Raw genomic sequence first — 22151 nt, 5'->3', positions numbered from 1 at the left:
TGGCCGGTTCCGCGGCGCCGGGACCGGCCACGGACCGGGTCAGCAGCTCGAGTGCATCTTCAGGTGGGCGATGTCGTCCCACAGCCCGGTGTCGAAGGTCGCCCAGGCCCGGAACCGGTAGCGTTCGGCGCTGCTCGGCATGTTCTGGACGAACTTGCGCCAGTCGCCGCCGACGGGGTGCTCGGTGGCCAGCGAGCCCAGGATCGCCCGGTTGGCGTCGAGCAGGTCGACGTGCCAGATGACCCAGGCGTCGTCGTCCTCCCCGCTGGTCACGGTGGCGTCGAAGGTGGCGGTGCCGTCGGGGGACAGGGTCCACTTGGCGCCCTCGAACATCGTGCAGTCCCCCTTCCTGATCAGCCCCCAGGTGAATTCCCACGGCGTCCAGCCGGTGAGCCGTTTCGCTGAGGCGTTCGCCGCCTCCATGATGACCGAAGGGTCCATGTCGGGTGCCTTTCCGCTCGTCTCGGTCCTACCGCCGGACAGAGGGGCGGGCGACGCGCTTGATACCGGTCACCGGCCGGGTGTCGCGGGCAGGGCGAGGGAGAGGGCGAGGTTCCCGTCGAGGAACATCAGCCCCCGCTCGCCGAACCGCCGGAACGCGGCTTCGACCGCGGGAACGCCGACGGTGAGGCCGAGCTCGCGGTGCACGGCCGCGGCGGTGCGGGGCCGGTCCACGCAGGCCAGGTAGAGGTCGGCGAGGGTGTCGCGGAAGGTGTGCGTGCCACGGCTTCCGGGATGCCGTCCGTCGTAGATCTGCAGGAACCCCGGAGCGCAGCGGTACACCAGCACCGGGGCCGGGTCCGCCTCCCACGCCGCCGTCCACGCCGACACTGCGTCCCGCAGCGGCGCGTAGACCTCCGGTGGCAGCTCGTGCTCGGGTTCGTACCCGAAGAAGTAGGCGACCCGGCGGAGGTGCACGGTGGCCGGGTAGACGTGCCGGTAGCTGGGCTCGGGTTCCCGTGACCGCAACGGGAACCGGCCGGGCTGGGTGAACAGCGGGCTGAACCGCTCCAGCCACAGCCGGGCCGCGCCGGCCGGCGGCTGCAGGTGGACCAGGTGCGGGACGACCGCCGCCTGCGCGGCGTAGGCCTCGGCCGGCTCGCCCGGGAAGCCCCAGAGGATGTTCCAGCCGACGGCGATGCCGTAGTACCGCGCCCAGCGCAGGAAGTTGACGTTCTGCGCGGCCCGGACCCCCTTGTCCATCAGCCGGAGCACCTCGGAACTCAGCGACTCCAGGCCCGGTTGCAGCTGGGTGACGCCGGCCCGGGCGAGCAGCTTCAGCTGGGCACGGGTGAGGTTCGCCTTGACCTCGTAGAAGATCTGGTACTCCCGGCCGGCCTCGGCCAAGGCCGGCACGAGCGTCCCGAGGTAGCCCGGCTCCATGATGTTGTCGACCGCGTCGAACCGGAAGGTGCGGTACCGCCGTGCCTGCCGGTCCAGCTCGCCGAGCACCCGGTCCGGCGACTTGGCGCGGAACCGCATGGTGGTGCCGTTGAGCCCGCAGAACGTGCAGTGGTGCTTGGCGCCCCACCAGCACCCGCGAGCCGACTCGAACGGCAGGGCGACGTGCCCGGTCGGCAACCCGGCGCGTTCCGCGCGCTCGAAGTACTCGTCGTAGTCGGGCACCGGCAGGTCGTCGAGCCGGTCGTGCGGCGCCTCGGCGGGCGTCGCGACGACCTCGTCGCCGACCCGCCGGGCCACGCCGGGGACGCCGCCGGGGTCCGTGCCGTTCGCGAGCGCGTCCAGCAGGCGCGGGAAGGCGACGTCCCCTTCGCCGAGCACGGCGAAGTCGACGCAGGCGACGGACCGGACCAGCTCCAAGCCCATCTCACCCTCGAAGTTGGCCCCGCCGAACACGGTGACCACGCCGGGATCCCGCTCCTTCAGCCGCTGGGCCAGCGCGAAGGAGGCCACGTTCTGCTGGAAAGTGCAGCTGAAGCAGACGAGCCGGGCCCCGGCGAGCTCATCGGCGACGGCATCGAGGAACGCGGGCACGTCGGTCGTGCGGACAGCCGCCAGCCACTCCCGCGCGCTCCCGGCCGGATCGTCCAGGTAGGACAGTTCGTCGCCGAGTTCGGTGAGCAGCCTGCCATCCGGGTCGGGCGCGGCGTCGCCGAACGCTTCGACGGAGAACAGCCAGTCACCGAGCTGCCGGCCGCGGTGGTCGGCCAGCCGCCGGTAGCGGTCGACCCCGATCCGCACGGCGAAGTCGAGGTTCAGGTGCAGCGTGCGCACGCCGAACCCGTGCCGTTCCCCGATCGCCTTGAGCAGCCCCAGCTGGATGGACGGCCGGTCGGCGTCGAGGAACGGCATCGAGACGAGAACGGCAGGAGAGGTGATCATCACAGTTTGATGAAGCCCCGGAAGAGCTGAGGCCGCAGGGATACCCCGCCCTTGGTGAAGTCCGCGAGCAGCGAACCTTGTTCGGGTGTGAAGCTGCCGCTGAACCCGTTCGCGAGCTTGGCTTCCTCCTCTTCGACCGCGGCCCAGGCGAGAACGAGGATGGATTGCAGCAGCCGCTGTTGTTCGTCCGGCATCTTGGCCTTGACCGCATTGAGGGTCTCGTGGAACTCTTCGATTTCCGTCAAGTCGAATTTGTGCTTGCTTTCCTCGTCCGGCATGGTGTTCCTTCCTTTCCGGCTATCCACTGTGTACTTCGGCCAGCCTCTTCAGCACTTCGTCCGCGTCCGGGTGGGCGAGGTGCACGAGGATGTCGTGGGCCTGGCACCACCCGGCCCGAGCGGCCGCCAGGTCGCCCAGGTCGCGGTGGAGGTTCGCCAGTTCGTTGAGCAACCGGGCTTCGGTCGTCAGGCTTCCTTTGCCGCGCACCAGTTCCAGTGCTTTCTCGAAGCAGGCGATCGCCTGGGCGTGGTCGCCGAGCTGCTGGTGGGCGTAGCCGATGCTGTGCCAGCTTTGGGTCGCGCCCGTCTGGTCACCGAGCAATGTCTGCAGTTCGAGGGCCTGCCGGCAGTACTCGATGGCCGAGGTGTGCCGGCCGAGCAGGGTGTGGAACCAGCCGACGGCGTTGAGCGCCGTCGCCTCGCCCGCCCGGTGCTCGGCCGCGCGGAACAACGCCAGCGCCTGCTCGGCGTGCGCGAGCGCCTCGGTGGCGGCGCCCTGCCGGTCGAGCAGCCAGGCGGTTTGGCGGTGCGTGTAGGCCTGCCCGACCACGTCGTCGCTCGCCGCGTACAGGGCGAGCGCGGCCCGGAGATCGTCGGCGGCTTCGGTGTGCCTGCCGAACCGGCCGTGCGTGCCGCCCAGGTGCAGGTGCGCGAACGCCTGCTTGCGCTCGTCGCCGAGGCGGCGCGCCGCCGACAACGCCGCGGTGAGAACGTCGCGCTCGTCGTTCCAGTAGCCGCGCATCGTCAGGAACCGCTGCATCGACCAGGCGAGCTCCCAGACCCGCGCGTCGAACTCCACCTCCGCCTGGACGGCCTGCAGCAGCACCCGGTGCTCGGCCTCGAACCACGCCAGCGCCCGCCGGTGGTCGGTGATCCGGTCCGGCTCGGCTCCCTCCGGCAGCGGCGTCAGCTCGGGTGGCACTTCCAGGCGCGGGTCGAGGAATCCGTCGGCGAGGTACGCGGTGTGGGCGTAGTGGCCGAGCGCCCGGTGGACGGCGGCGTTCCGCTCGGCCGGGGACTGCTCCTCGTGCGCCAGCTCCGCGGCGTAGGCGCGCAGCAGGTCGTGCAGCGTGTAGCGGCCGGGGGCGGGCTCGGCGATCAGGTGCGCGTTCGCCAGCTCGGCCAGCAGCACCCGGGTCCGTCCCCGGGGCAGGCCGGCCAGGCTCGCCGCCGCGGGGGTGCCGATGTCCGGCCCGGGGTGCAGGCCGAAGAGCCGGAACAGCCGGGCCGCCGCGGGATCCAGCCGCAGGTACGACCAGGAGAACACGGCACGGGGGTCGGTCGCCGGGTCGGCGGCGGCGAACTCGTCGAGGCCGCGGGCGTCCCGCAGCTGGCCGGCCAGCACGGACAGCCCGAACGCCGGGTGGATCGCCGCGCGGGCCGCCACCACGGCCAGCGCCAGGGGCAGGTGGGCGCACAGGGCGATGATCTCGTCCGCCGCGGCGGGTTCGGCCGCGACGCGGTCCGCGCCGATCCGCCGGCGCAGCACCGCGCGGGCCTCCGCGGTGTCCAGGAGGTCGACGGCGAGCGGGTGCGCGCCTTCCGTGACCAGGCCGGTGAGCTGGTCGCGGCTGGTCACCAGCACCACGCAGCCCGGCGCGCCCGGCAGCAGCGGGCGCACCTGCCCGGCGTCGCGAGCGTTGTCCAGCACCACCAGCACGTGCCGGTTCGCCAGGAGCGTCCGGTACAGGCCGGCCTGCGCGTCCAGGGTGCGGGGGATCCGGTCGTCCGGGACGTCCAGGGCTTCGAGGAACCCGCGCACCGCGTCGGCCGGGGCCACCGGTGACCCGGCCGGGTCGAAGCCGCGCAGGTTCACGTACAGCTGGCCGTCGGGGAACTCGCCGGCCGCCCGGTGGGCCCAGTGCAGCGCCAGTGCGGTCTTGCCGACCCCGGCGGTGCCGGACAGCACGACGATCCGCGGGGCGGAGGACCGCTCGCCCGCGATCTCGCCGAGGCGGCGCAAAGCCCGGTCCCGGCCCGCGAAACCCGGCGTGTCCGGTGGCAGCTGCGCCGGGACGGCAGCCGGCGCGGCGCGCGGGCCGGGCGGCAGCTCGCCCCGCAGGATTTCGCCGTGCAGCGCCCGCAGTTCGGCGCCGGGATCGGTGCCGAGTGCTTCGGCGAGCCGGGTCCGGACGGCGGCGTAGCGTTCGACGGCTTCCGCGTCGCGTCCCGCGGCGTGCAGCGCGCGCATGAGCAACGCTTCGAGCGGTTCGGAGAGCGGGTACTCCGCCGCCAGCTCGGGCAGCGCGCCGATGACCGCGCCGGGACGGCCGAGCCGCAGTTCCAGCTCGCCCCAGGACACGGCCGCGTCGAGCCGGCGGCGGTGCCAGGTCGTGCGGACCCGCTCGGCCCAGTCGCCGTGGAGGCCGGCCAGCGGCGCACCCCGCCAGCCGCGCAGCGCCTCGGACAGGGCCGCGGCCCGGTCGGCGTCGGTGGCGCGGTGGTCGTTGCCCTGTTCGACCAGGTGGGCGAACCGGTGCAGGTCGACCACGTCCGGGTCGATTTCCAGCACGTAACCCGCGGTTTTCCGGGTGACCGCGGCCGGGATACCGGTCAGTTCTGTCACCCGATCGAGGAGTCGGCGTATTCGGCTCAGGTGGGAATAAAGCACATTGCGCGCTTCCTCCGGCGGGTTTTCACCCCACACCCGGTCGATGAGCGTCTCGATCGGAACCGGCCGGCCGGCATCGACCGCCAATGCCGCGAGAACGGCCTGCCGTCGTGGGGTCCCGACGTCCAGCGGCTGTCCCGCGACGCGCAGCTGCACCGCCCCGAACAGCAGAAACTCCATGCGGCGGACTCCCCGTGCTCGACACGTCCGGACCGGCCACGTCGATGCTGCCCGCACCGCAAGGTCTCTGCAAGGTCGGCGAACAGGGCGTGGCGAAATCGTGAACCCGGGAACAGCCGAGTACGAGGAGGGACCATGCGGGACGAGTCGCCGGCGCGATTGCTGGAAAATGCGGCCCGAGGTGCGGAATGGGCTTGGCGGGACCTGGTCGACCGCTATTCTTCGCTGATCCACGCGGTGTGCCGGCAGCACCGGATCGGCGACGCGGACGCCCAGGACATCGGCGCCACGGTGTGGCTGCAGCTGGTGGCGAACCTGGCGCGGCTGCGCGAACCGGACGCGCTGCCCGGCTGGCTGCGCACCACCACCCGGCACGAATGCCTGCGGCTGCTGCGCCACCGCACCCGGCAGATCCCCACCGAGAGCGCGATGTTCGCCGATCCGGCCGGCCCCGCGTCCGACGCCACGTTGATCGGCGCCGAACGCCTGGTCGCCGCCCGCCAGGCCTGCGCCCAGCTGTCCCGGCAGGACCGGCGGCTGCTGTCGCTGTTGTTCGGCGACCCGCCGATGTCCTACCGGGAGATCAGTGCGACGCTGGGGATCCCGATCGGCTCGATCGGCCCGTCGCGGGCCCGGTGCCTGGCGAAGGTGCGCAGCACGCCGGCGATCGCGGCGCTGCTGGCCGCGGAGCGGCACGATTTTCCCGGGCACACTTCCCGGAGCGGGCGGGCCACCGCTTGATACCCGCCGGATCGCGGGTCCGCGTCACGGTGGCTGGTTCTGGAACTGGAACTGGACGCGCACCGAGCCGTCGAGCGGCACGATGATCGTCGCGTTGCTGGCCGACCACCTGTCGGGGACCAGGAACATCCGGTCCTTGCCGTGGATCAGCAGGCGCAGGTTCCGGTACCGGTAGTGGAACGTCTGGCCTTCGGAGGCGGGCAGTTTCGTTTCCAGGACGCCGGGGCTGCGCAGGAACAGGCTTTCCCGGGTGTTGAGGATGACGCTGGGTAGCCGGCCGAGGCGGTTCGCCCGGTCCATCGCGAGTCCCCGGCCGGACCACTGCGCGACGGTGGCGGTCATCCAGAACGCGCTCACGGCGACGACGAGGTACACGAGCGTGGTCGAGGCCCGGCCGGACGGCGCCGGCGGGGGCCGCAGGAGCCGGCCGATGGCCGCCCCGGAGCCGTACAGCGTGCCGCCCAGCGCGATCAGTAGCGGGGTCACCAGCCCGTACAGCCGCCAGTCGCGCAGCAACGGATAGCCGGACAACAGCAGGAGACCGCCGGCCAGGACGGCGGGCCCGGCCACCTGCCCGGCGCGGCCCATCCGGCGCATCCGGGCGACCGTCCGGGCGGAGGCGCCGGGGTGGATCCGCCGCCGGATCGCCGCGTGCACCGCGATCGAGCCGGCGGCGGCCGCGGCGAACACCAGCAACGGCGTCAGCAGGGGCTGCGGGCTGCGCATGATGTAGTCCTGCGTGCCCAGCCCGATCGTGTCGACGTCGACGCCGAAGTACTCGTACTGCGAGCGCGCCGAGACGTAGCCGAAGTAGAACAGCAGCGCGCTGAGCAGCGTCAGCGGCGGGATGACGGCCTTGCCGGCCTCGACGAGGCGTTCCAGCCGGCCGGGTTCTTCCACCACCTCACCCGGTCGGCGTCGCGGCCGGCGTCGCGGTCGGTTCCGGCTCGGTGGTCGTCTCCGGCCGGGACAGCCCGATCGATCCCGGGTTCACCCGCCGGGTCAGTTCATGGCACGAGCTCTCCCGCCCGGGGGTGCAGCTGAAGCGGCCGGCGAACTTCAGCTGCGCGCCCTCGGCGGTCCCGGGTCCGGTGACGGCGACCGAGCATCGGCCGCCACCCGGGCGGAAGCGGTACGAGGCACACCCGCGGAGCCCGCCGCAGCTGCCGCCCACGCGGAAGCCGTCCGGCGGGTCGGCCCAGATCCGGGTGACCGTGACGCCGCCGTCCGGCAGCGCGTCCGGCTGCAGCCAGCTCGCGGTCGCACACAGCTTTCCGGTGCCCGCGGGGTCGGCGTTCCCGCCGATCGGCAGCTCGGGGATCGAGATCGCGACCTCGTGGTCGCCGGTCCGGGGACGCTCCGGGCCGCTCGGCTCGGCGCCGGGGGCCGTCGGCGTGGTTTCGGTCGTGGTGGCGGTGGTCGGGCCGGTGCCGCTCGGCGCGTCGGGGACGGCCGGGGTCGCGCAGCCGGCCACGCCGAGGGCCAGCACCGCGATCACCCGGCGCGGACGGAACAGGTTCATCGTGATTCCTCCTCGGCGTGCGGAGCAGCCGGGGAGCGCCGTGATACACCGGCCTCAGCCCGATCTCGGCCGCCCGGATCGCTTCGCCCCGCCCGGCTCGGACCTCCCACGCTTGACCTTGACACCGTGACAAGGTCTTCACTGCGTGCAGGAGGTGATCGTCATCAACAGCCCGACACACACGGACGCCCAGAACCACGACCGCCTGCTCGCCGCGTTGGCCGCCGGGAACTCGTCCACGCGCCTGCAGGCCGCACTGGCGGCGGGCACGCGCGCCGACCCGGCGCTCGCCGACGCGCTGGTCACCCGGAGCGGGATCGAGCCCGACTTCTTCGTGCGGGACATGCTCACCTGGGCGTTGACCCGCCTGCCGACGGAGACCACGGTGCCCCGGTTGCTCGCCGAGCTCCGCTCCGGGCGGGCGCAGGCCCGCAGCCAGGCGCTGCACACGCTGTCCAAGATCGGGGACCGCGCCACCTGGTCCGGGATCACCGGATCGCTGCTGCACGACGCCGACGACGAGGTCGCCCGGAGCGCCTGGCGCGCCGCCGTCGTCCTGGTGCCCGCCGGGGAGCGGGCGGTGCTGGCCGCCGAACTGGCCGGGGAGCTCGGTCGCGGTGGCCGGGACGTGCGGCTGAGCCTCAGCCGCGCGCTCGTCGCGCTCGGAGAGGTGGCCGAGCCGGTCCTTCGGGCGGCGCTGGCGAGCGCCGACCCGGCGGTGCGGGCGCACGCCCGCGCCACCGAGCGGCTCCTGCGCGACCCGGACGCCGGCTTCGACCTGGCCGTCGACGAGGCGCACCGGATCGTCGCGCTCGGCCCGGAGCGGACCGGGGGAGCCGCGTGCTGATCGGCGAGGTGGCCCGCCGCTGCGGGGTCAGCACCCGGATGCTCCGGCACTACGAGTCGCTCGGGCTGGTGCGGCCGACCGGCCGCACCGTCGGCGGCTACCGCGAGTACTCCGCGGCGGACATCCGCCGGATCTTCCACGTCGAAGGCCTGCGGTCGCTCGGCATGTCGCTGCGCCAGATCGGCCGCGCGCTGGAGGATCCGGCCTTCACCCCGGCGACGCTGGTCGGCGACCTCGTCCGGCGGACCGAAGACCGGCTGCAGCGGGAGCAGGAACTGCTCGAGCGCCTCCGGACGATCGACGCCGCGGCGCCGTCCGGCTGGGAGGACGTCCTGCGCGTCGTCGAGCTCCTGCGCGGTCTCGGCTCGCCCGACGCCGCGCGCCGGCAGCAGGCCGTCCTGGCGCGGACCGAGGAGCCGGCCGTTCCCGTCGACCCGCTGGCCAAGGCCATCCTCGCCGAATCCGACCCGAACGTCGCCGGCGCCCTGCGGTGGGCTCTCGCCCGTGCGGGCGGCGACGGGGTCGCGAGCATGGCACCCGGCCTGCGGTCCGGCGACGCCGAAGTCCGGCAGCGCGCGCTGCGGGCGATCGCCGAGCTGCCCGGTCCCGAGGCCGGCGCGTTGCTCGCGGAGGCGCTCGACGACCCGGACCCGGTCGTGCGCCGGCTGGCGGCGCTGGCCGCGGGCCGGCGCGGCAACGCCGACGCCGTGCCGGTCCTCGCCGCCATGGTGGTCGAAGGCACGAACGACGTCGAAGCGGCCGAGATGCTGGGCACGCTGTCGTCGGCCGACGAGCACGCGGACCGGATCATCGGCGTCCTGGCCGGCGAGCTCGCCGCCCACCCCGCCGACCCGGCGGTGCGCATCCGGCTGGCCCAGGCCCTGGCGGAACTGCCGGGAGACGCCGCACGAGACGTCCTGCGGCGGCTGGGCCGCGACGAGGACCCGGCTGTCGCCCTCGTCGCGTCAGCCCTCGCGCAAGCGCTCGAAGCGCGGCCCGAGAGCTGAGCCCGACCTCATCCGCCGGCCCCGGAACGCCGAGGACCTTCTCGAAGTCCGGGCCGGACTTCGAACCCGGCAAAGGCGGACGGCGAACCGCCCCGCGGCCGCCGGACGACGCGGCCCCAAAGGTCGGGTTCAGCCGGCCCCGGGAGGAGTGCGGTGGCCGGAAAAGGCGCCGTTTCCGGCCACCGGGGTTACGCCGATCGGGCCACCCGCGGCGGCCCGATTTCCCTTTGTATCTGTGGTAATGCTCGTTGCCCCTTTAGCAATGAGCTCAGGCAGAGGGAGATGGCATGGGTCGGCCCGAACGCCCGCTGGACCCCACCGCCGGGCCGATCGCCGCGTTCGCCCACGAGCTCCGGGTGCTGCGGAACCGGGCCGGGAACGCCAGCTACCGGGAGCTCGCCCGGGCCGCGCACTTCGCGCCGTCCGTGCTGTCCAGCGCGGCCAGCGGACGGCGGCTGCCGACCCTGGCCGTGACACTGGCCTTCGTGTCCGCGTGCGGGGGTGACCGCGGGGCGTGGGAACGGCGCTGGCGCAGCGTCGCCCAGGAATCCCGCGCCCAAGCCCGGCGGCCGGCTCAGCTGCCCCTCGGCACGAGCACCTTCGTCGGCCGGGAAACCGAACTGGCGGAGGCCGTCGCGGTGGTCCGGCCGTCGAGAGCGCCGGTGCTCGTCACCGGTCCGATCGGGACCGGCAAAACCGCCTTCGCGGTGCGGCTGGCCGAAGAGGCCGCCGCGCGGTTCCCGGACGGGCAGCTGCACGCGGACCTGAGCGACCGCGGGCCGGACGGCCGCTCGACCGACGGCATCGTGCGGGGATTCCTGCGGGCACTGGGCGTGCCGGCCCACCTCGCGCCCGACGACCCGGCGCACCGGATCGACTTGTACCGGTCGCTGCTGGCCGAGCACCGGCTGTTCGTCCTGCTGACCGGCGCCACCTCCGAGGCGCAGGTGCGCCCGCTGCTCGGCCGCACCGCGCACAGCCAGGTGGTGGTGACCAGCCGCGCCCGGTTGCCGGCACTGGAGGACGCGCACCGGGTCGAGCTGGACACCTTCACCCGCGCGGAATCGGTGGCGTTGCTCGCGCGGATCGCCGGCGGGCACCGGATCCGCGCCGAGCACGCCGCCGCGGCCGCGATCGCCGGGCTGTGCGGCGATCTCCCGCTGGCCGTCAGCATCGTCGGGCGCAGGATCGCCGCGCGGCCGGAATGGACGATCGCCGCCACCGCCGGCCGGCTCGCCGGCCGCGATCGGCTGGTGGACAGCCTCAGCGTCGGCGACGTCAACGTCCGCGACCGGTTCACCGCCGCCTACGAAGGCCTGTCCGCGGCGGGCCGCGCGGCCGTCCGCCACCTGGGAGCGGAGGGCGGGAGCCGGACGACGCCGGCCGCCGTCGCCGCGGCGATGGGTGTCGCCACCGAGACCGCGGAAGAACTCCTGGAGTCCATTGTGGATGCCGGGTTGCTCCGGCGCGCCGACGTCGCTGGCCGCTACGCGATCCCCACGCTGGTCGGGGTGTTCGCCGCGGAGCTGGTGAGATTCCCGGATCGCCGGGAATAGTTCCCCTACCCCCCGGGAACCGGCCGAACCTAGCCTTGGCGCATCGGGCCGGCCGCGCTCACTGTCCGTTGTGGACAGCGGTGCGCCGCCGGCCGTGGCGAGCTCGCGACCACGGAGGTGACGGTGCGACCGACCAAGGAGGAGACGGCGTGACGGGCGGTGCGCGGACCGGCGTCTTCGCGGTGCTGCGGGCGACCCCCGCCCCGGTCAGGTACCTGCTGGGCGGCATGCTGGTCAACCAGCTGGGCGCGTTCGTCCAGACGTTCCTGGTGCTCTACCTGACGTTCCGGGGCAGCTCGGCCGGCTTCGCCGGGATCTGCCTCGCCGCCTACAGCGTGGGCGCGATCTTCGGCGCCATGCTGGGCGGCGAGCTGACCCACCGGTTCGGCGGCCGGACGACGATCGTGGCGGCGATGACCTGCGCCGCGCCGCTCGTCGCGTCGATCCCGCTGGTCCGGGGCGTCCCCGCGGCGCTGCTCGCGGTGGTCGCGCTCTCCGGGCTGGCCGTGCAGGCCTACCGGCCGGCGGCGGCGGTGCTGCTCGCCGAGTCCATGCCGGAAGAGCACAAGGTCATGGGCTTCTCGATGATGCGCATCGCGCTCAACATCGGCGCCGCGGTGGCACCGCTGCTCGCGGCCCTGCTCATCCTGGTGAACTGGGACCTGCTGTTCTGGCTGGACGGCGCCACCGCGGCACTGTGGGCGCTGCTGGCCTTCGCGTTGCTCCCGAGGCGATCCGCGGCCGGGCACCGGACCGGGCCCGGCGGCTCCGGGACGGCCACGGGCGCACGCGCGGTGTACGGGACGATGCTGCGGGATACCCGGTTCCTCTGCTACCTGGTGGCCGGGGTGTTCGGCATGATGGTCTACGCCGGGTCACTCGCGGTGCTGCCGCTGAACATCGTCTCCGCCGGCTACCCCGTCGGGCTGTACAGCACGGTACTGGTGATCTCCTCGGCCGTGCTGATCACCTGCGAACTGAAGATCACCACCTACATCGTCCGCATCCCGAAGTACCTCGCCGGGCTGGCCGGCAACCTGGTCAGCGGGCTGGGGTTCATCTGCTACGGGCTGATCGCGCAGCACCCGTTCTTCGTGCTCGCCGGCGCGCTCTTCGCGGTGTCCGGGCTGATGATCCACGGACCGAGCACGGCCGCGCACCCCGCGACCTTCCCGGTCACGCTGAGGAGCCGCTACATCGCGACGAAGGAAACCCTGTCCGGCCTGGCCGCCACGCTCGGCCCGGTGCTCGGGGTGCTCGTCTGGAGCCGCTTCGGCGGCCCGGTGTTCTGGGGCTGCTGCGCGCTGCTGTCCGTCACCGCCGGCTCGATGCACATCTACGGCCTCCGGACACCCCCGGCGCCGGCCCCCGTTCCCGAACCGGAAGCCGTGGGAGAGCGATCATGACCGAACCCCAGGGTGTGCTGCTGGTCATCGGCAGCGGGCTGCGAACCTACCGTGAATACCTGGTCGCGTCGATCCACCGGTGCGCCCGCCGGGCCGGCCTCGGGCTGGTGCTGCTGAACAACCTCAAGCCCACCTGGCAGCGCGGCTACTTCGACGAGATCGTCCACGTCGACGTGTTCGACGCCGGCGAGATGCTCGCCGCCGCCCGCGAGGTCGCCGCCCGGCACCGCGTCGTCGGCCTGATGTGCTGGGACGAACCGGTCGTGCTCGCCGCCGGCGAGCTCGCCGCCGAACTGGGCGTGCCCGGCCTGAGCGTGCCCGGGGTCCGGGGGTGCCGGGACAAGAACCGCACGCGGACCGTGCTGACCGCCGAAGGCCTGCTGCAGCCGGGGTACGCCCTGACCACCGGCCTCGAGCAGGCACGCGCGGCGGCCGCGCGGATCGGCTACCCGGTCGTGCTCAAGCCGCGGGCCATGGGCGCGAGCATCGGCGTGGTGTTCGCCGGCGACGAGTCCGAGCTGGACGCCGCGTTCGCGGTCGCGATGGGCGCGGCCACGGTCGACCAGAGCCGCTACGGCGGCGCCGCGATCGTGGAGGGTTTCGTCCGCGGGCCGGAGATCAGCATCGACGCCGCCGTGCACCAAGGCGAGTACCTCCCGATGTTCGTCGCCCGCAAGCACACCGGCGACCAGCCCTACTTCGAGGAGGTCGGGCACGTCGTCGACGCCGCCGACCCGCTGCTGCACGACGCCGAACTGCTCGACGTCCTGGTGCGGGCGCACCGGGCGCTCGGCGTGGAGGACGGCATCACCCACACCGAGGTCCGGCTCACCGACCGCGGGCCGCTGATCATCGAGGTCAACGGCAGGCTCGGCGGCGACCTGATCCCGTTCCTCGGCAAGACGGCCACCGGCATCGACCCCGGCGAAGTCCTGTTCGCCGTCACCACCGGCACCCGGCCGGCCATCACCCCCACCCGGCGCGCGGTCGCCGGCATCCGCTTCGGCTACCCGGAGCACGACTGCCTGGTCCACGAGATCACCGTCCCGGCGTCGGGCGAGCAGGTGCCCGGCCTGGTCCTCGCCGCGCCGATGACCGCCCCGGGCACCACCCTGCGGCTGCCACCCGGCGGCTACCTCGCCCGCCACTCCTTCGTGGTGTGCGAGGCCGGCGACCCCGAAACCTGCGCCCGGCGACTGGACACGGCCGCCGCCGCGGTGCGGGTCGACGCCGTCCCGGTCGGCCCACCGGAACCCGGTACCGCGTTCGAAATGCCCGCCGGGCTGCTCGACGTCGACGAACACGAGGGAGTTTCCGCATGACCATGACCGAGCCCGCCCGCACCGATGTGCCGCTGACCGGCGCGCAGATCCTGGAGAACGCGAAAGCGCTCGCGCCGGTCCTGCGCGAACGGGCCGCGGAGATCGAAGCGAACCGGAGCCTGCCCGACGACGTGGTCCAGCTGCTGCGCGACGCCGGCGTCTTCCGGATCGGGTTCAGCCGGGCCTGGGGCGGCCCCGAAATGACGTCGATGGAGCAGACGGAGGTCATCGAGGCGCTGTCCTACGGCGACGCGTCCGTGGGCTGGTGCGCCAAGCTCGGCTCGGACATCGGCCTGCACGCCAACTTCCTCGACCAGGACGAGGCCCGCCGGATGTTCACCAGCATCGACATGCACTCGGCCGGGGTGCTCCCGGTGACCGGGCACGCCGAACGGGTGCCCGGCGGCTACCGGCTCACCGGCCGGTGGGGGTTCGGCAGCGGCTCGACCCACGCCGACTGGGTGGCCTCCGGCGCCATGGTGTTCGAGAACGGCGCGCCCTACGCCAGCCCGGACGGCAGCAACCCGCACGAGTCACGCCTGTTCATGGTGCCGGGCGAGCAGATCCGCTCCCTCGACAACTGGTACACCCTCGGCCTGTGCGGTTCCGGCAGCTGCGACTACACGATCACCGACGTGTTCGTGCCGGAGAACCACACCCTGACGTTCGACAACCCGAAGGTCCCGAACGGGCCGCTGGTGCAACCGGACGTCATCCAGCGCAGCATGTGCGGCGTCCCGCTCGGGGTCGCGCGGGCGGCGCTGGACTACGTCCGCGGTCTCACCGTCGAGCGGGTCGACATGCTGAAGGGTTCGCCGTGGCGGATGAGCGGCGTCGCCTGGAAGGACAACGAGCACATCCAGATCACCCTGGCCGAGTGCGAGGCCGACTACAGCACCACCCGGGCGGGGGTCTACCGCGCCCTGGAGCGGCAGTGGGAGGTCACCGCCGACGGCACCGGCACCCTGGACGACCTCACGCCCGACGAGCGCGTCGCGCCGGCACTGACCGGCTGGCAGGCCTTCCAGATGGCCAAGCGGGTCGTGCTGCGGCTGTGCGACCTGCTCGGCACCGCGGCGATCCGCTCCGGCGACCCGATGAACCGGTGGCTGCGGGACGCGGTCACCATGGCCATGCACCCGACCGCGCGGGACCGGGTCACCCAGACGGTCGGGGCGCACCTGGTCGGCGCCAAGCCCTCCATGCGGTTCATGCTCGGCATCGTCGACAAGCCCAAGACCGAATCCGAGACCGATGCGTGAGCGTCCGGTCCTCGTCGTCGGGTTCGTCACGCCGGTGATCACGGCCCTCACCGGCGTCGAACCCGACGGCTCGGTCGTCCTCGTCGAAGAGCCGGACGTGGTCCGCAAACGCGACCTGCGCGCGAGACTGGCCGGGTCCGCCCTGGTCCGGGACCTGATCGAGTGGGAGCACGCCCGCCCCGGCGCCGCCGACGAGTTCCACGCCGCCCACCCGGACCTCGACCCGGTCGCGGTGATCCCGCTGATCGAATACGCCACCCCGTTCGCCGCCCGGCTCGCCGAACGCTACGGCCTGCCGGGCGCGAGCCTGGGCGCCGCGCTGATCCTGCGGGACAAAGCCCTGCTGCGCCGGGTCAGCGCGGCCGCCGGGCTGGCCAACCCGGAAAGCACCGGCGTGAGCGGCCCGGCGGACGTGCGGGCGTTCATGCGCGCCTGCCCCGGCCCGGTGGTGCTCAAGCCCACCAACCGGCAGGCCGCCGTCGGGACCCAGATCGTCACCGGCCCGGCCGAGGTCGACCGGGCCTGGGCGAACTGCCTCGAACAGGACGAAGGCATCTTCGTCCCCGACCGGCCGATGGAGCTGCGGATGCTGGCCGAGCGGTTCGTGCCCGGCCCCGAGTACAGCGTCGAAATGCTCGTGCGCGGCGGCGAGCAGTTGTTCGCCAACGTCACGGGCAAGCAGCTCTACCCCGGCCCGCGACCGGTGGAGCTGGCCCACGTCGTGCCGGCCGACATCCCCGGCGACCTGACCGAGACGCTGGCGGACGTCACCCGCCGGGTCGTCGCGGCGATCGGGTTCGCCGACGGGATCGTGCACTGCGAGTGGATCGTCGCCGCCGGCGGCGTGCCGTACCTCGTGGAGTGCGCGGGCCGGATCGCCGGCGACGGCATCATGGAGATCATCGACCACGCCTACTCGATCGAGCTGCTGCGCGCGTACTTCGCCGTGATGCGCGGCGAAACCCCGCCCAAGCTGCCGCAGCGGCCGACCGGCGGTGCGGCCGTCCGCTTCGTCCCCATGGAGCCCGGCGTGATCGACGCCGTGCTCGGCCTCGAGCAGGCCCGGCAGGTGGAAGGGGTGTTCCTCGTCGACCTCCAGGTCGGCCCCGGGCACCGGTTCGCCGGCCTGCGCAGCTCCTGGGACCGCGCGGGCCTGGTCATGGCCGAGGCGGACAGCCCCGCCGAGGCCCTGCAGCGCGCCGAGAAGGCCGCGGGCCTGGTGCGGATCGAGGTCCGCCCCGAGTAAAGGTGTTACCGCGCAACGAAAAGAGGCCTTCGCCGGATATCGGCGAAGGCCTCTTTTCCGTGGGGGGTCAGCGGCGAAGCCGGCGGCCCACCGCGACGGCACCGGCCGAGAGGGCGGCCGCGCCGAGGACCTTCAGGATGCGGTGCTGGCGGCTCGCCCGGTGCTGGGCCTGGAGGTAGGGGATGGTGGTGTTGGTGACCATGGCGTGCAGCGGCATCCAGCGGTGGCGCAGCACCTTCTCCAGCAGCGTGTCGCAGGCCCGCTCCAGCCGGACCGCCGGGGACCGCACGGTGTCGCGCAGCTCGGCGAAGTTGCGGTGGGACATGGCGGCGAGCGCGTCGGTGTTCGGCTTGCGGCGGGCGTAGTACCGGGCCAGCGCCGCCGCCGGGTCGGTGGGGTGGCGCGCGAGGCTGTCGGTCAGCTCGAGCGCGTCCTCGAACGCCGAGTTCATGCCCTGGGCCAGGAACGGGTAGACGGCGTGGCAGGCGTCGCCGATCAGCGCGACCTTGCCCTCGTAGGTCCAGGGGGCGGTGCTCACGGTGACGAGGTTGAAGGTGGGCCGCCGCAGGAACGCCTCGCCGAGGCCGGGGACGAGCGCCAGGACGTCGGGGAACTCCCGGCGGAACAAGGCCTCCACGTCCGACGGCGTCCGCAGCGAGTCGAAGCCGTCGGGGCCGTGGAACGGCAGGACGCAGGAGCAGGTGAAGGACCCGTCGCGGTTGGGGTGGGCGAACATCATGGTGTCGCCGCGCGGCCAGAGGTGGAAGACGTCGTCGGCCATGCGGTGGTTGCCGTCGGCGGCCGCCGGGATGTGCAGCTCGCGCCAGCCCCACTCGAGGTAGCTCTGCGAGAACTCCGCGCGCAGCTCGTGGTGCATGAACCGCCGGACGGCCGAGAACGCGCCGTCCGCGCCCACCACGACGTCCGGCCGCACCTCGAACGACCGCCCGTCCGGGCCCTCGAACGTCGCCGACGGCCGGTCCCGGTCCAAGCCGGTGCACCGCGTCTCGAACACGAACCGCACCCCGGGTTCCCGGCAGGCGGCGTCCACGAGCAGCGCGCTGAGGTCCTGGCGCTGGATGGCGAGGATGCCGCCGTCGCCGTAGGGCGAGAACCGCGGGCCCGCGTCGACGTTGTGCAGCAGCCGCCCGCGCATCGGCACGACGAGCCGCGTCACCTCCTCCGACAGCCCCAGGCGGTCCAGCGCCGCCAGGCCACGCCGGGAGAGCCCCAGGTTCATCGACGTCACCGCGACGGTCGCCCCGCGGGGGTCCGGCCGGCGGTCGTACACCGTCACGACGTGCCCCTGCCTGCCCAGCGAGAGCGCCAGGAACGCGCCGGCCATGCCGGCACCCACGATCGTGAACTCCACTACGCACACTCCTTGTCGTCCACTTGACTGACGGCGCCGAGGAATTCCCGGGCGACGAGCGGGGCGGCGCCGAACCCGGAGCCACCACAGGCCGGGCGGGCCCACACCGACGGGCGGATCCGGGCGAGAACCGGGCCACCGGTGACGGCGTCGGCCGCGTAGTGGCAGTCCTTCACGCCCACCACGGCGTAACCCTCGACGCCGGCGAGGATCGGCTCGGCGAGCAGCCGGGCGGCCCAGGCTTCGCCGTCGCGCTCCGCGGTGGTGGTTGGAACCGGACGGCACACGGCGTCCGAACTGATCTTGAGCTGGGCCCCGCCACCGGGCGGCACCAGCCACGCCCGGCCGTCGCCCCCGATCCGGCCGACCCCGGGAGCCGACGCCCACCAGCCGGCCAGGTGCGGCGGCGGACGCAGGTAGACCATGGTCTGCCGGTACAGCACGACGGGTGGCCCGGCCAGTTCGCTGGTCCACGGCCCACCCGCGACCAGGACGACGTCGGCGTCGACCGCGGCGCCGTCGGCCAGGACCACCCGGTGGTCGTCGATCCCGGTGACCGCGCACCCCGGCCGCAGCGTCACCGAGGGGTGCGCGGCGAGCCAGCCGACGGCGGCGCGGAGGAACCGATCGGCCAGCAGCACCGCCCCACCGGGGTCGAAAATCCCGCTGGTCCCACCCGGGAACAGCACGGCGGGCAGCGCCCCGGGGGCAACGGCGGAGGCGGGCACCCCGGCCCGCCGCGCGGTGCCGAACGCCCGCTCGAGCTCACCCGGCGTGCCGGCGCTGACCACCCCGACCGGCCGGACGAACTCGGTCCGCAGCAGCGATTCCAGTTCCGCCCACCGCCGGCGCGCTTCGGCCATCCGCACGGTGCCATCGACATCGTCCGGACGCAGCACCCGCACCACCCGATGCTGATCAGCCGAGGTCGACCCGGGGTTGGGGAGGGGCCCGCGTTCGAGAACGCGGACCCGGTGCCCGGCTTGCGCGGAACCGATGGCGGTCACGAGCCCGGTAACCCCACCCCCGACGACGGCGACCGTGGCCATCAGCGCGTGGCCGGACCGGCCGGCCCGGTCGCGCCCGCCGCTTCGGTCACGCTGGTTGCAGTGGTCGCCCCGGCCGGGATGGCTGCGCTCGGCGATCCCGCCGCGCGGGTCATGTTGGCTGGGCTGATCGCCCCAGCCGCGCTGACCGACCCAGCTGCCCCGTTCGCGCCAACCGAGTCGGTTGCGCCAACACCCCCAGCCGGAGTTGCCGCCCCGGCCGCGGCAGGCGATCCGGTCGCACCGACCGACCCAGCCGACCCATCGGCACCGCGCAGCCCGGCTTCCCCGCTCCCAGTGGCCGCACCAGCCACGTCGGCCGCCCCGGCCGATCCGCCGCCGGGTGCGTCGGCCGGCTCGGGTGCCCCTCCCGTCCTGACCACCGCGGCGAGCCGCGGCAGTCGCTTGGGTGTCACCGAGTCCGCGTCCTCATGCTCCGGCAGCATCGTGTCAGGCAGCGCAGCCGCCGCCAGGTCGATCAGGATCGGCGCCGCGCAGCGCAGGAACACCTCCACCTGGTGGTACAGGTCGCCCGCTGTTGCGGCTGTCGCCCCTGCGGCCAGGCGGTCCAGGCGGGCCAGTTGCTCGGCCAGCGTCGAGGCCGCCGCGGTCAGGCTGAAGCGGGGGAGCTCGTAGCTGTCGGCGAAGCGTTCGGCCATCCGCCGCGCCGTCCGGCGGGCGTTCGCCGACACCGGGAGCGGGCCGCGGTCCACCCAGCGGTCGACCGCCGCCGCCACCCGGTTCCACGGTCCGGTCAGGCGGGTTTCGCCCACGCGGAGCAGGGCCTCGCGGGTGAAGTCGGTGCGCTGGTACTCGGGGCTGGTGGCGCAGAGGTGGAACCGGATGAGGTCGCGCGGCACCTCGGCGGCCAGCTCCCGGCCGGACACCACGTGGCCGCGGCTGGTGGAGAACTTCTCGCTGGCCAGTTCGTAGAACTCGTTGGTGAGGTACTGCGACGGCAGCACGTGTTCCCCGAGCGCGGTCAGCAGTGCCGTGCCCACGATCGCGAACGGGTAGGTCGCGTCCAAGCCGAGGAAGTACACCACCGTCGTGCCGGCGCCGGTGCGCCAGAGCTCGTCGTCGGCGGTCAGCACCGCGCCGCGTTCCTCGGCGGCCAGCGCCGTGGTGAACATGCTCCACGGCATGCCCTCCATGTGCGCGTAGAAGACCTGGCCCGCCACTTCGGGGAACGGCGCCGGGATGCCCCAGGACGCCGGCTGGGTGATCGGGAAGTCCGGCAGCGGCCGCGCCAGCGCGGACTCGATCAGCCGGGCCATGCCGGGGCGCATCGGCATCCGGGCGAAGTACGCCTCCAGCTCCGCGCGGTACCGCTCCACCGGGAAGACGAGGATGTCCACGTCACGGCGTTCGAGCGGCTCGTCCGGCCGCGTGGCCGAGCGCGGGCCGATCAGGTCGCCGGGGGCGATCGGCAGCCCGCAGCTCTCGCAGATCCCGGCGCAGCCCTCGGCGAGGCAGAACGGGCACCCGCCGGTGACGTAGGCGTCCATCAGGTACTCGCCCGTGCTGGGCAGGTACGGGAACGTCACCGTCCGCAGCTCCAGCAGGCCCCGTTCGTGCAGGCGCTCGTAGAAGCCGGTGACCAGGCCGGTGAACCGGTCGCCGAGGCAGCCGAACCCGTCGATCCCGACGCCCATCGCGGCGAAGGTCCGGCGGACCTGCTCGGCCGAACGCTCCCGCAGCTCCTCCGGCGCCACGCCGAGGCGCTCGGCCGCGGCGACGACGTAGTTCTGCGTGAAGTGCATGCCCGTGCCGTACAAGGCTTCCCGGCCGGTCGCGCGGGCGTAGCGGGTGCAGACGTCGGCGGCCAGGAACGGACCCGCGAGGTGGCCCAGGTGCAGGTCACCGTTCGCCGTGGGCGCGGGCGAGATCACCACGAGCCGGTCCATCAGACGGCCTCGCGCTCGCCGCCGCGGCGGGCGAGCAGGTCGTCGACGATGTCGTGCGAGCGGTGGGCCAGCACGCTGATCAGCGAATCGGCGATGCCGTGCGTGGCCTCGTTGACCCCCTGCAGGTACACCGCGCCCCAGGCGGACTCGCCGAGGTCGACGCGGTAGCAGCGGCTGACCGAAATCTCCGCCAGGCCGACGCGGTCGGCCAGGTCGCGGACCAGCGCGGGCATCCGGGTGTCGAAGCCGGTGCCCAGGAGCACCAGGTCGCAGTGCAGCGGCTCCACCTTGCCGCTGGTGCGGTCGCGCAGGTCGAGCACGACCTCGTCGCCGTCGACCCGGGCACCCACCACCTCGGTCAGCGTGCGCACCTCGGACCGGTGCTGCCCGATGCCGCGCTGCTGGTACAGCGTGGTGTACATGTGATCGAGGAACGGCGGGGCCGCCCCGGCGTAGTTGGTCAGGCGCATCTCGTCCAGCACCTGCCGGCGGACCTCGGGCGGGCTGTCGTAGAACCGGTCGACGAACGACGGGAAGAACAGCTCGTTGACGAACTTGCTCGTCTGGTAGTTCTGCGGGCCCACCGACCGCACGATCATCGTGCGGGTGCTGTTGGGCAGGTTGTCGTGCAGGGCCATGAACATCTCCGCCGCGCTCTGCGCCCCGCCCACCACGACGGCGCGCAGGGGTGCGTCCGCGGGCAGCTGCGCGATCCGGCGGCGGTACTGGGCGCTGTGGATGAGCCGGTCGGCCGGCAGGCCGGCGAAGACGTCGGGTACGTGCGTGTCCCGGCCGCCGCCGACCACCAGGTCGCGGCACCGGATGGTGTCGCCGCCCTCGAGGGTGGCGATCCAGCCGGTGATGGACCCGTCGGTGTCGCGCGCGGGTTCGATGGTCCGGACCTTCGCGTCGTACCGGATGCGGACCTGCTCCAGCGACTTCGCGACCCACTGCAGGTAGTCCGAGAACTCCCAGCGGAAGGGGTGGAACGTCCCCAGGTTGACGAACTCGTCGAGCCGCCGCTGGTCGTGGAGGAAGCTGAGGAACGAGAACCTGCTGCGCGGGTTGCGCAGGGTCACCAGGTCCTTGAGGAAGGAGACCTGACTGCGCGCCCACGGCATCAGCAGGTCCCGTTGCCACTTGATGTCCGGTCCCTGCTCCAGCAGCAGCGTCTGCAGGGCCAGCTCCGGGTGCCCGGACTCCTCGATGGCCACCGCGAGGGCGAGGTTCGCCGGTCCGGCTCCGATCGCGAGCAGACCCACCTGTACTTCGGTCACAGATACACTCCGATTTCTGGAATAGTCGGCGTGCCGCGTGCCGCCGGAGCGATCGTAAGGAGCGCACTTTCCCCGGTGGTAGGGAAGGGTTTCCCGGGCATCGGGGAATCTTTGATCGCGATCAAGGAAATTGATTGCGATCAATTCTCCCTAACGATGAGACTCTCGTGTCCGATAGGGAAGCGTGCACGCGCTTTCGCCGGGAGCCGACCGGGACGGATCGGCAGC

General features: G+C 73.2%; 18 protein-coding genes. 8 read left to right on the top strand and 10 right to left on the bottom strand.

Going from position 1 to position 22151, the window contains the following annotated elements:
• Positions 1-39 precede the first annotated feature (39 nt).
• The 4 genes from DV20_RS29095 to DV20_RS29080 form a co-directional block, all read right to left on the bottom strand.
• Positions 40-441 carry a DUF6294 family protein gene (locus DV20_RS29095; protein ID WP_043785924.1) on the bottom strand — a complete coding sequence of 134 codons (402 nt, stop codon included), beginning with the start codon at positions 439-441 and terminating at the stop codon, positions 40-42.
• 69 nt (positions 442-510) lie between these two features.
• Entirely contained in the window at positions 511-2343 is a 1833-nt protein-coding gene (locus DV20_RS29090) for a RiPP maturation radical SAM C-methyltransferase (protein ID WP_043785923.1), read from the bottom strand.
• Entirely contained in the window at positions 2343-2621 is a 279-nt protein-coding gene (locus DV20_RS29085) for a hypothetical protein (protein WP_043785922.1), read from the bottom strand. The genes DV20_RS29090 and DV20_RS29085 overlap by 1 nt, the downstream gene beginning before the upstream one ends.
• 19 nt (positions 2622-2640) lie before the next feature.
• A complete protein-coding gene (locus DV20_RS29080; protein WP_043785920.1) occupies positions 2641-5412 on the bottom strand; it encodes an AfsR/SARP family transcriptional regulator in 2772 nt (923 codons plus the stop codon).
• 135 nt (positions 5413-5547) lie between these two features.
• On the opposite strand from DV20_RS29080, the gene DV20_RS29075 reads away from it, so the two are divergent.
• Positions 5548-6153: an RNA polymerase sigma factor gene (locus DV20_RS29075; RefSeq protein WP_051736173.1), complete on the top strand. Its 606-nt coding sequence runs from the start codon at positions 5548-5550 to the stop codon at positions 6151-6153.
• 24 nt (positions 6154-6177) lie between these two features.
• Here DV20_RS29075 and DV20_RS29070 read toward each other — a convergent pair whose 3' ends face one another.
• Positions 6178-7053 carry a hypothetical protein gene (locus tag DV20_RS29070; protein ID WP_235191001.1) on the bottom strand — a complete coding sequence of 292 codons (876 nt, stop codon included), beginning with the start codon at positions 7051-7053 and terminating at the stop codon, positions 6178-6180.
• A 4-nt stretch (positions 7054-7057) separates the two neighbouring features.
• Entirely contained in the window at positions 7058-7675 is a 618-nt protein-coding gene (locus DV20_RS29065) for a hypothetical protein (RefSeq protein ID WP_043785916.1), read from the bottom strand.
• A 145-nt stretch (positions 7676-7820) separates the two neighbouring features.
• Between DV20_RS29065 and DV20_RS29060 the strand changes: the two genes are divergently transcribed.
• From DV20_RS29060 to DV20_RS29030, 7 genes are all read left to right on the top strand, one after another.
• Positions 7821-8522: a HEAT repeat domain-containing protein gene (locus DV20_RS29060; RefSeq protein WP_043785915.1), complete on the top strand. Its 702-nt coding sequence runs from the start codon at positions 7821-7823 to the stop codon at positions 8520-8522.
• Positions 8516-9529 carry a HEAT repeat domain-containing protein gene (locus DV20_RS29055; RefSeq protein WP_043785912.1) on the top strand — a complete coding sequence of 338 codons (1014 nt, stop codon included), beginning with the start codon at positions 8516-8518 and terminating at the stop codon, positions 9527-9529. Before DV20_RS29060 ends, DV20_RS29055 begins: the two co-directional genes overlap by 7 nt.
• A 287-nt stretch (positions 9530-9816) precedes the next feature.
• On the top strand, positions 9817-11085 hold the full coding sequence (locus DV20_RS29050) for an ATP-binding protein (RefSeq protein WP_051736172.1): 1269 nt from the start codon (positions 9817-9819) through the stop codon (positions 11083-11085).
• 149 nt (positions 11086-11234) lie between these two features.
• Positions 11235-12491 (top strand): MFS transporter, encoded by a 1257-nt coding sequence (locus tag DV20_RS29045; RefSeq protein WP_043785910.1) that lies wholly within the window; start codon positions 11235-11237, stop codon positions 12489-12491.
• On the top strand, positions 12488-13813 hold the full coding sequence (locus DV20_RS29040; RefSeq protein WP_043785908.1) for an ATP-grasp domain-containing protein: 1326 nt from the start codon (positions 12488-12490) through the stop codon (positions 13811-13813). Before DV20_RS29045 ends, DV20_RS29040 begins: the two co-directional genes overlap by 4 nt.
• On the top strand, positions 13810-15075 hold the full coding sequence (locus tag DV20_RS29035; protein WP_043785905.1) for an acyl-CoA dehydrogenase family protein: 1266 nt from the start codon (positions 13810-13812) through the stop codon (positions 15073-15075). The genes DV20_RS29040 and DV20_RS29035 overlap by 4 nt, the downstream gene beginning before the upstream one ends.
• Complete coding sequence (locus DV20_RS29030) at positions 15068-16321, top strand: ATP-grasp domain-containing protein (RefSeq protein ID WP_043785902.1); 1254 nt, start codon at positions 15068-15070, stop codon at positions 16319-16321. The genes DV20_RS29035 and DV20_RS29030 overlap by 8 nt, the downstream gene beginning before the upstream one ends.
• Positions 16322-16388: 67 nt before the next feature.
• Here the strand turns inward: DV20_RS29030 and DV20_RS29025 are convergent, their stop codons facing one another.
• Genes DV20_RS29025 through DV20_RS29010 form a run of 4 tightly spaced genes read right to left on the bottom strand, consistent with a single transcriptional unit; the run spans position 16389 to position 21923 of the window.
• Complete coding sequence (locus DV20_RS29025) at positions 16389-17693, bottom strand: FAD-dependent oxidoreductase (RefSeq protein WP_043785899.1); 1305 nt, start codon at positions 17691-17693, stop codon at positions 16389-16391.
• Positions 17693-18742 carry an NAD(P)/FAD-dependent oxidoreductase gene (locus DV20_RS29020; protein ID WP_043785897.1) on the bottom strand — a complete coding sequence of 350 codons (1050 nt, stop codon included), beginning with the start codon at positions 18740-18742 and terminating at the stop codon, positions 17693-17695. The genes DV20_RS29025 and DV20_RS29020 overlap by 1 nt, the downstream gene beginning before the upstream one ends.
• Positions 18742-20646, bottom strand: a complete 1905-nt coding sequence (locus tag DV20_RS29015) for a class I tRNA ligase family protein (protein WP_235191000.1) — start codon at positions 20644-20646, stop codon at positions 18742-18744. Before DV20_RS29015 ends, DV20_RS29020 begins: the two co-directional genes overlap by 1 nt.
• Positions 20646-21923, bottom strand: coding sequence for a SidA/IucD/PvdA family monooxygenase (locus DV20_RS29010; RefSeq protein ID WP_043785894.1), 1278 nt, complete (start codon positions 21921-21923; stop codon positions 20646-20648). The genes DV20_RS29015 and DV20_RS29010 overlap by 1 nt, the downstream gene beginning before the upstream one ends.
• Positions 21924-22151: the final 228 nt, after the last annotated feature.

The sequence above is a fragment of the Amycolatopsis rifamycinica genome, assembly GCF_000695625.1.
Taxonomy (GTDB): Bacteria; Actinomycetota; Actinomycetes; order Mycobacteriales; family Pseudonocardiaceae; genus Amycolatopsis; species Amycolatopsis rifamycinica.
Note: the sequence above shows the minus strand (reverse complement) of the source record. Positions and strands in the feature narration are given on the sequence as shown.

What these genes read in the sequence shown, in the direction of transcription:
- DV20_RS29075 (WP_051736173.1), top strand. Translation starts at nt 5,548, where the DNA reads ATGCGGGACGAGTCGCCGGCGCGATTGCTGGAAAATGCGGCCCGAGGT.
- DV20_RS29050 (WP_051736172.1), top strand. Translation starts at nt 9,817, where the DNA reads ATGGGTCGGCCCGAACGCCCGCTGGACCCCACCGCCGGGCCGATCGCC.
- DV20_RS29065 (WP_043785916.1), bottom strand. Translation starts at nt 7,675, where the DNA reads ATGAACCTGTTCCGTCCGCGCCGGGTGATCGCGGTGCTGGCCCTCGGC.
- DV20_RS29095 (WP_043785924.1), bottom strand. Translation starts at nt 441, where the DNA reads ATGGACCCTTCGGTCATCATGGAGGCGGCGAACGCCTCAGCGAAACGG.
- DV20_RS29090 (WP_043785923.1), bottom strand. Translation starts at nt 2,343, where the DNA reads ATGATCACCTCTCCTGCCGTTCTCGTCTCGATGCCGTTCCTCGACGCC.
- DV20_RS29085 (WP_043785922.1), bottom strand. Translation starts at nt 2,621, where the DNA reads ATGCCGGACGAGGAAAGCAAGCACAAATTCGACTTGACGGAAATCGAA.
- DV20_RS29030 (WP_043785902.1), top strand. Translation starts at nt 15,068, where the DNA reads ATGCGTGAGCGTCCGGTCCTCGTCGTCGGGTTCGTCACGCCGGTGATC.
- DV20_RS29020 (WP_043785897.1), bottom strand. Translation starts at nt 18,742, where the DNA reads ATGGCCACGGTCGCCGTCGTCGGGGGTGGGGTTACCGGGCTCGTGACC.
- DV20_RS29080 (WP_043785920.1), bottom strand. Translation starts at nt 5,412, where the DNA reads ATGGAGTTTCTGCTGTTCGGGGCGGTGCAGCTGCGCGTCGCGGGACAG.
- DV20_RS29035 (WP_043785905.1), top strand. Translation starts at nt 13,810, where the DNA reads ATGACCATGACCGAGCCCGCCCGCACCGATGTGCCGCTGACCGGCGCG.
- DV20_RS29040 (WP_043785908.1), top strand. Translation starts at nt 12,488, where the DNA reads ATGACCGAACCCCAGGGTGTGCTGCTGGTCATCGGCAGCGGGCTGCGA.
- DV20_RS29015 (WP_235191000.1), bottom strand. Translation starts at nt 20,646, where the DNA reads ATGGACCGGCTCGTGGTGATCTCGCCCGCGCCCACGGCGAACGGTGAC.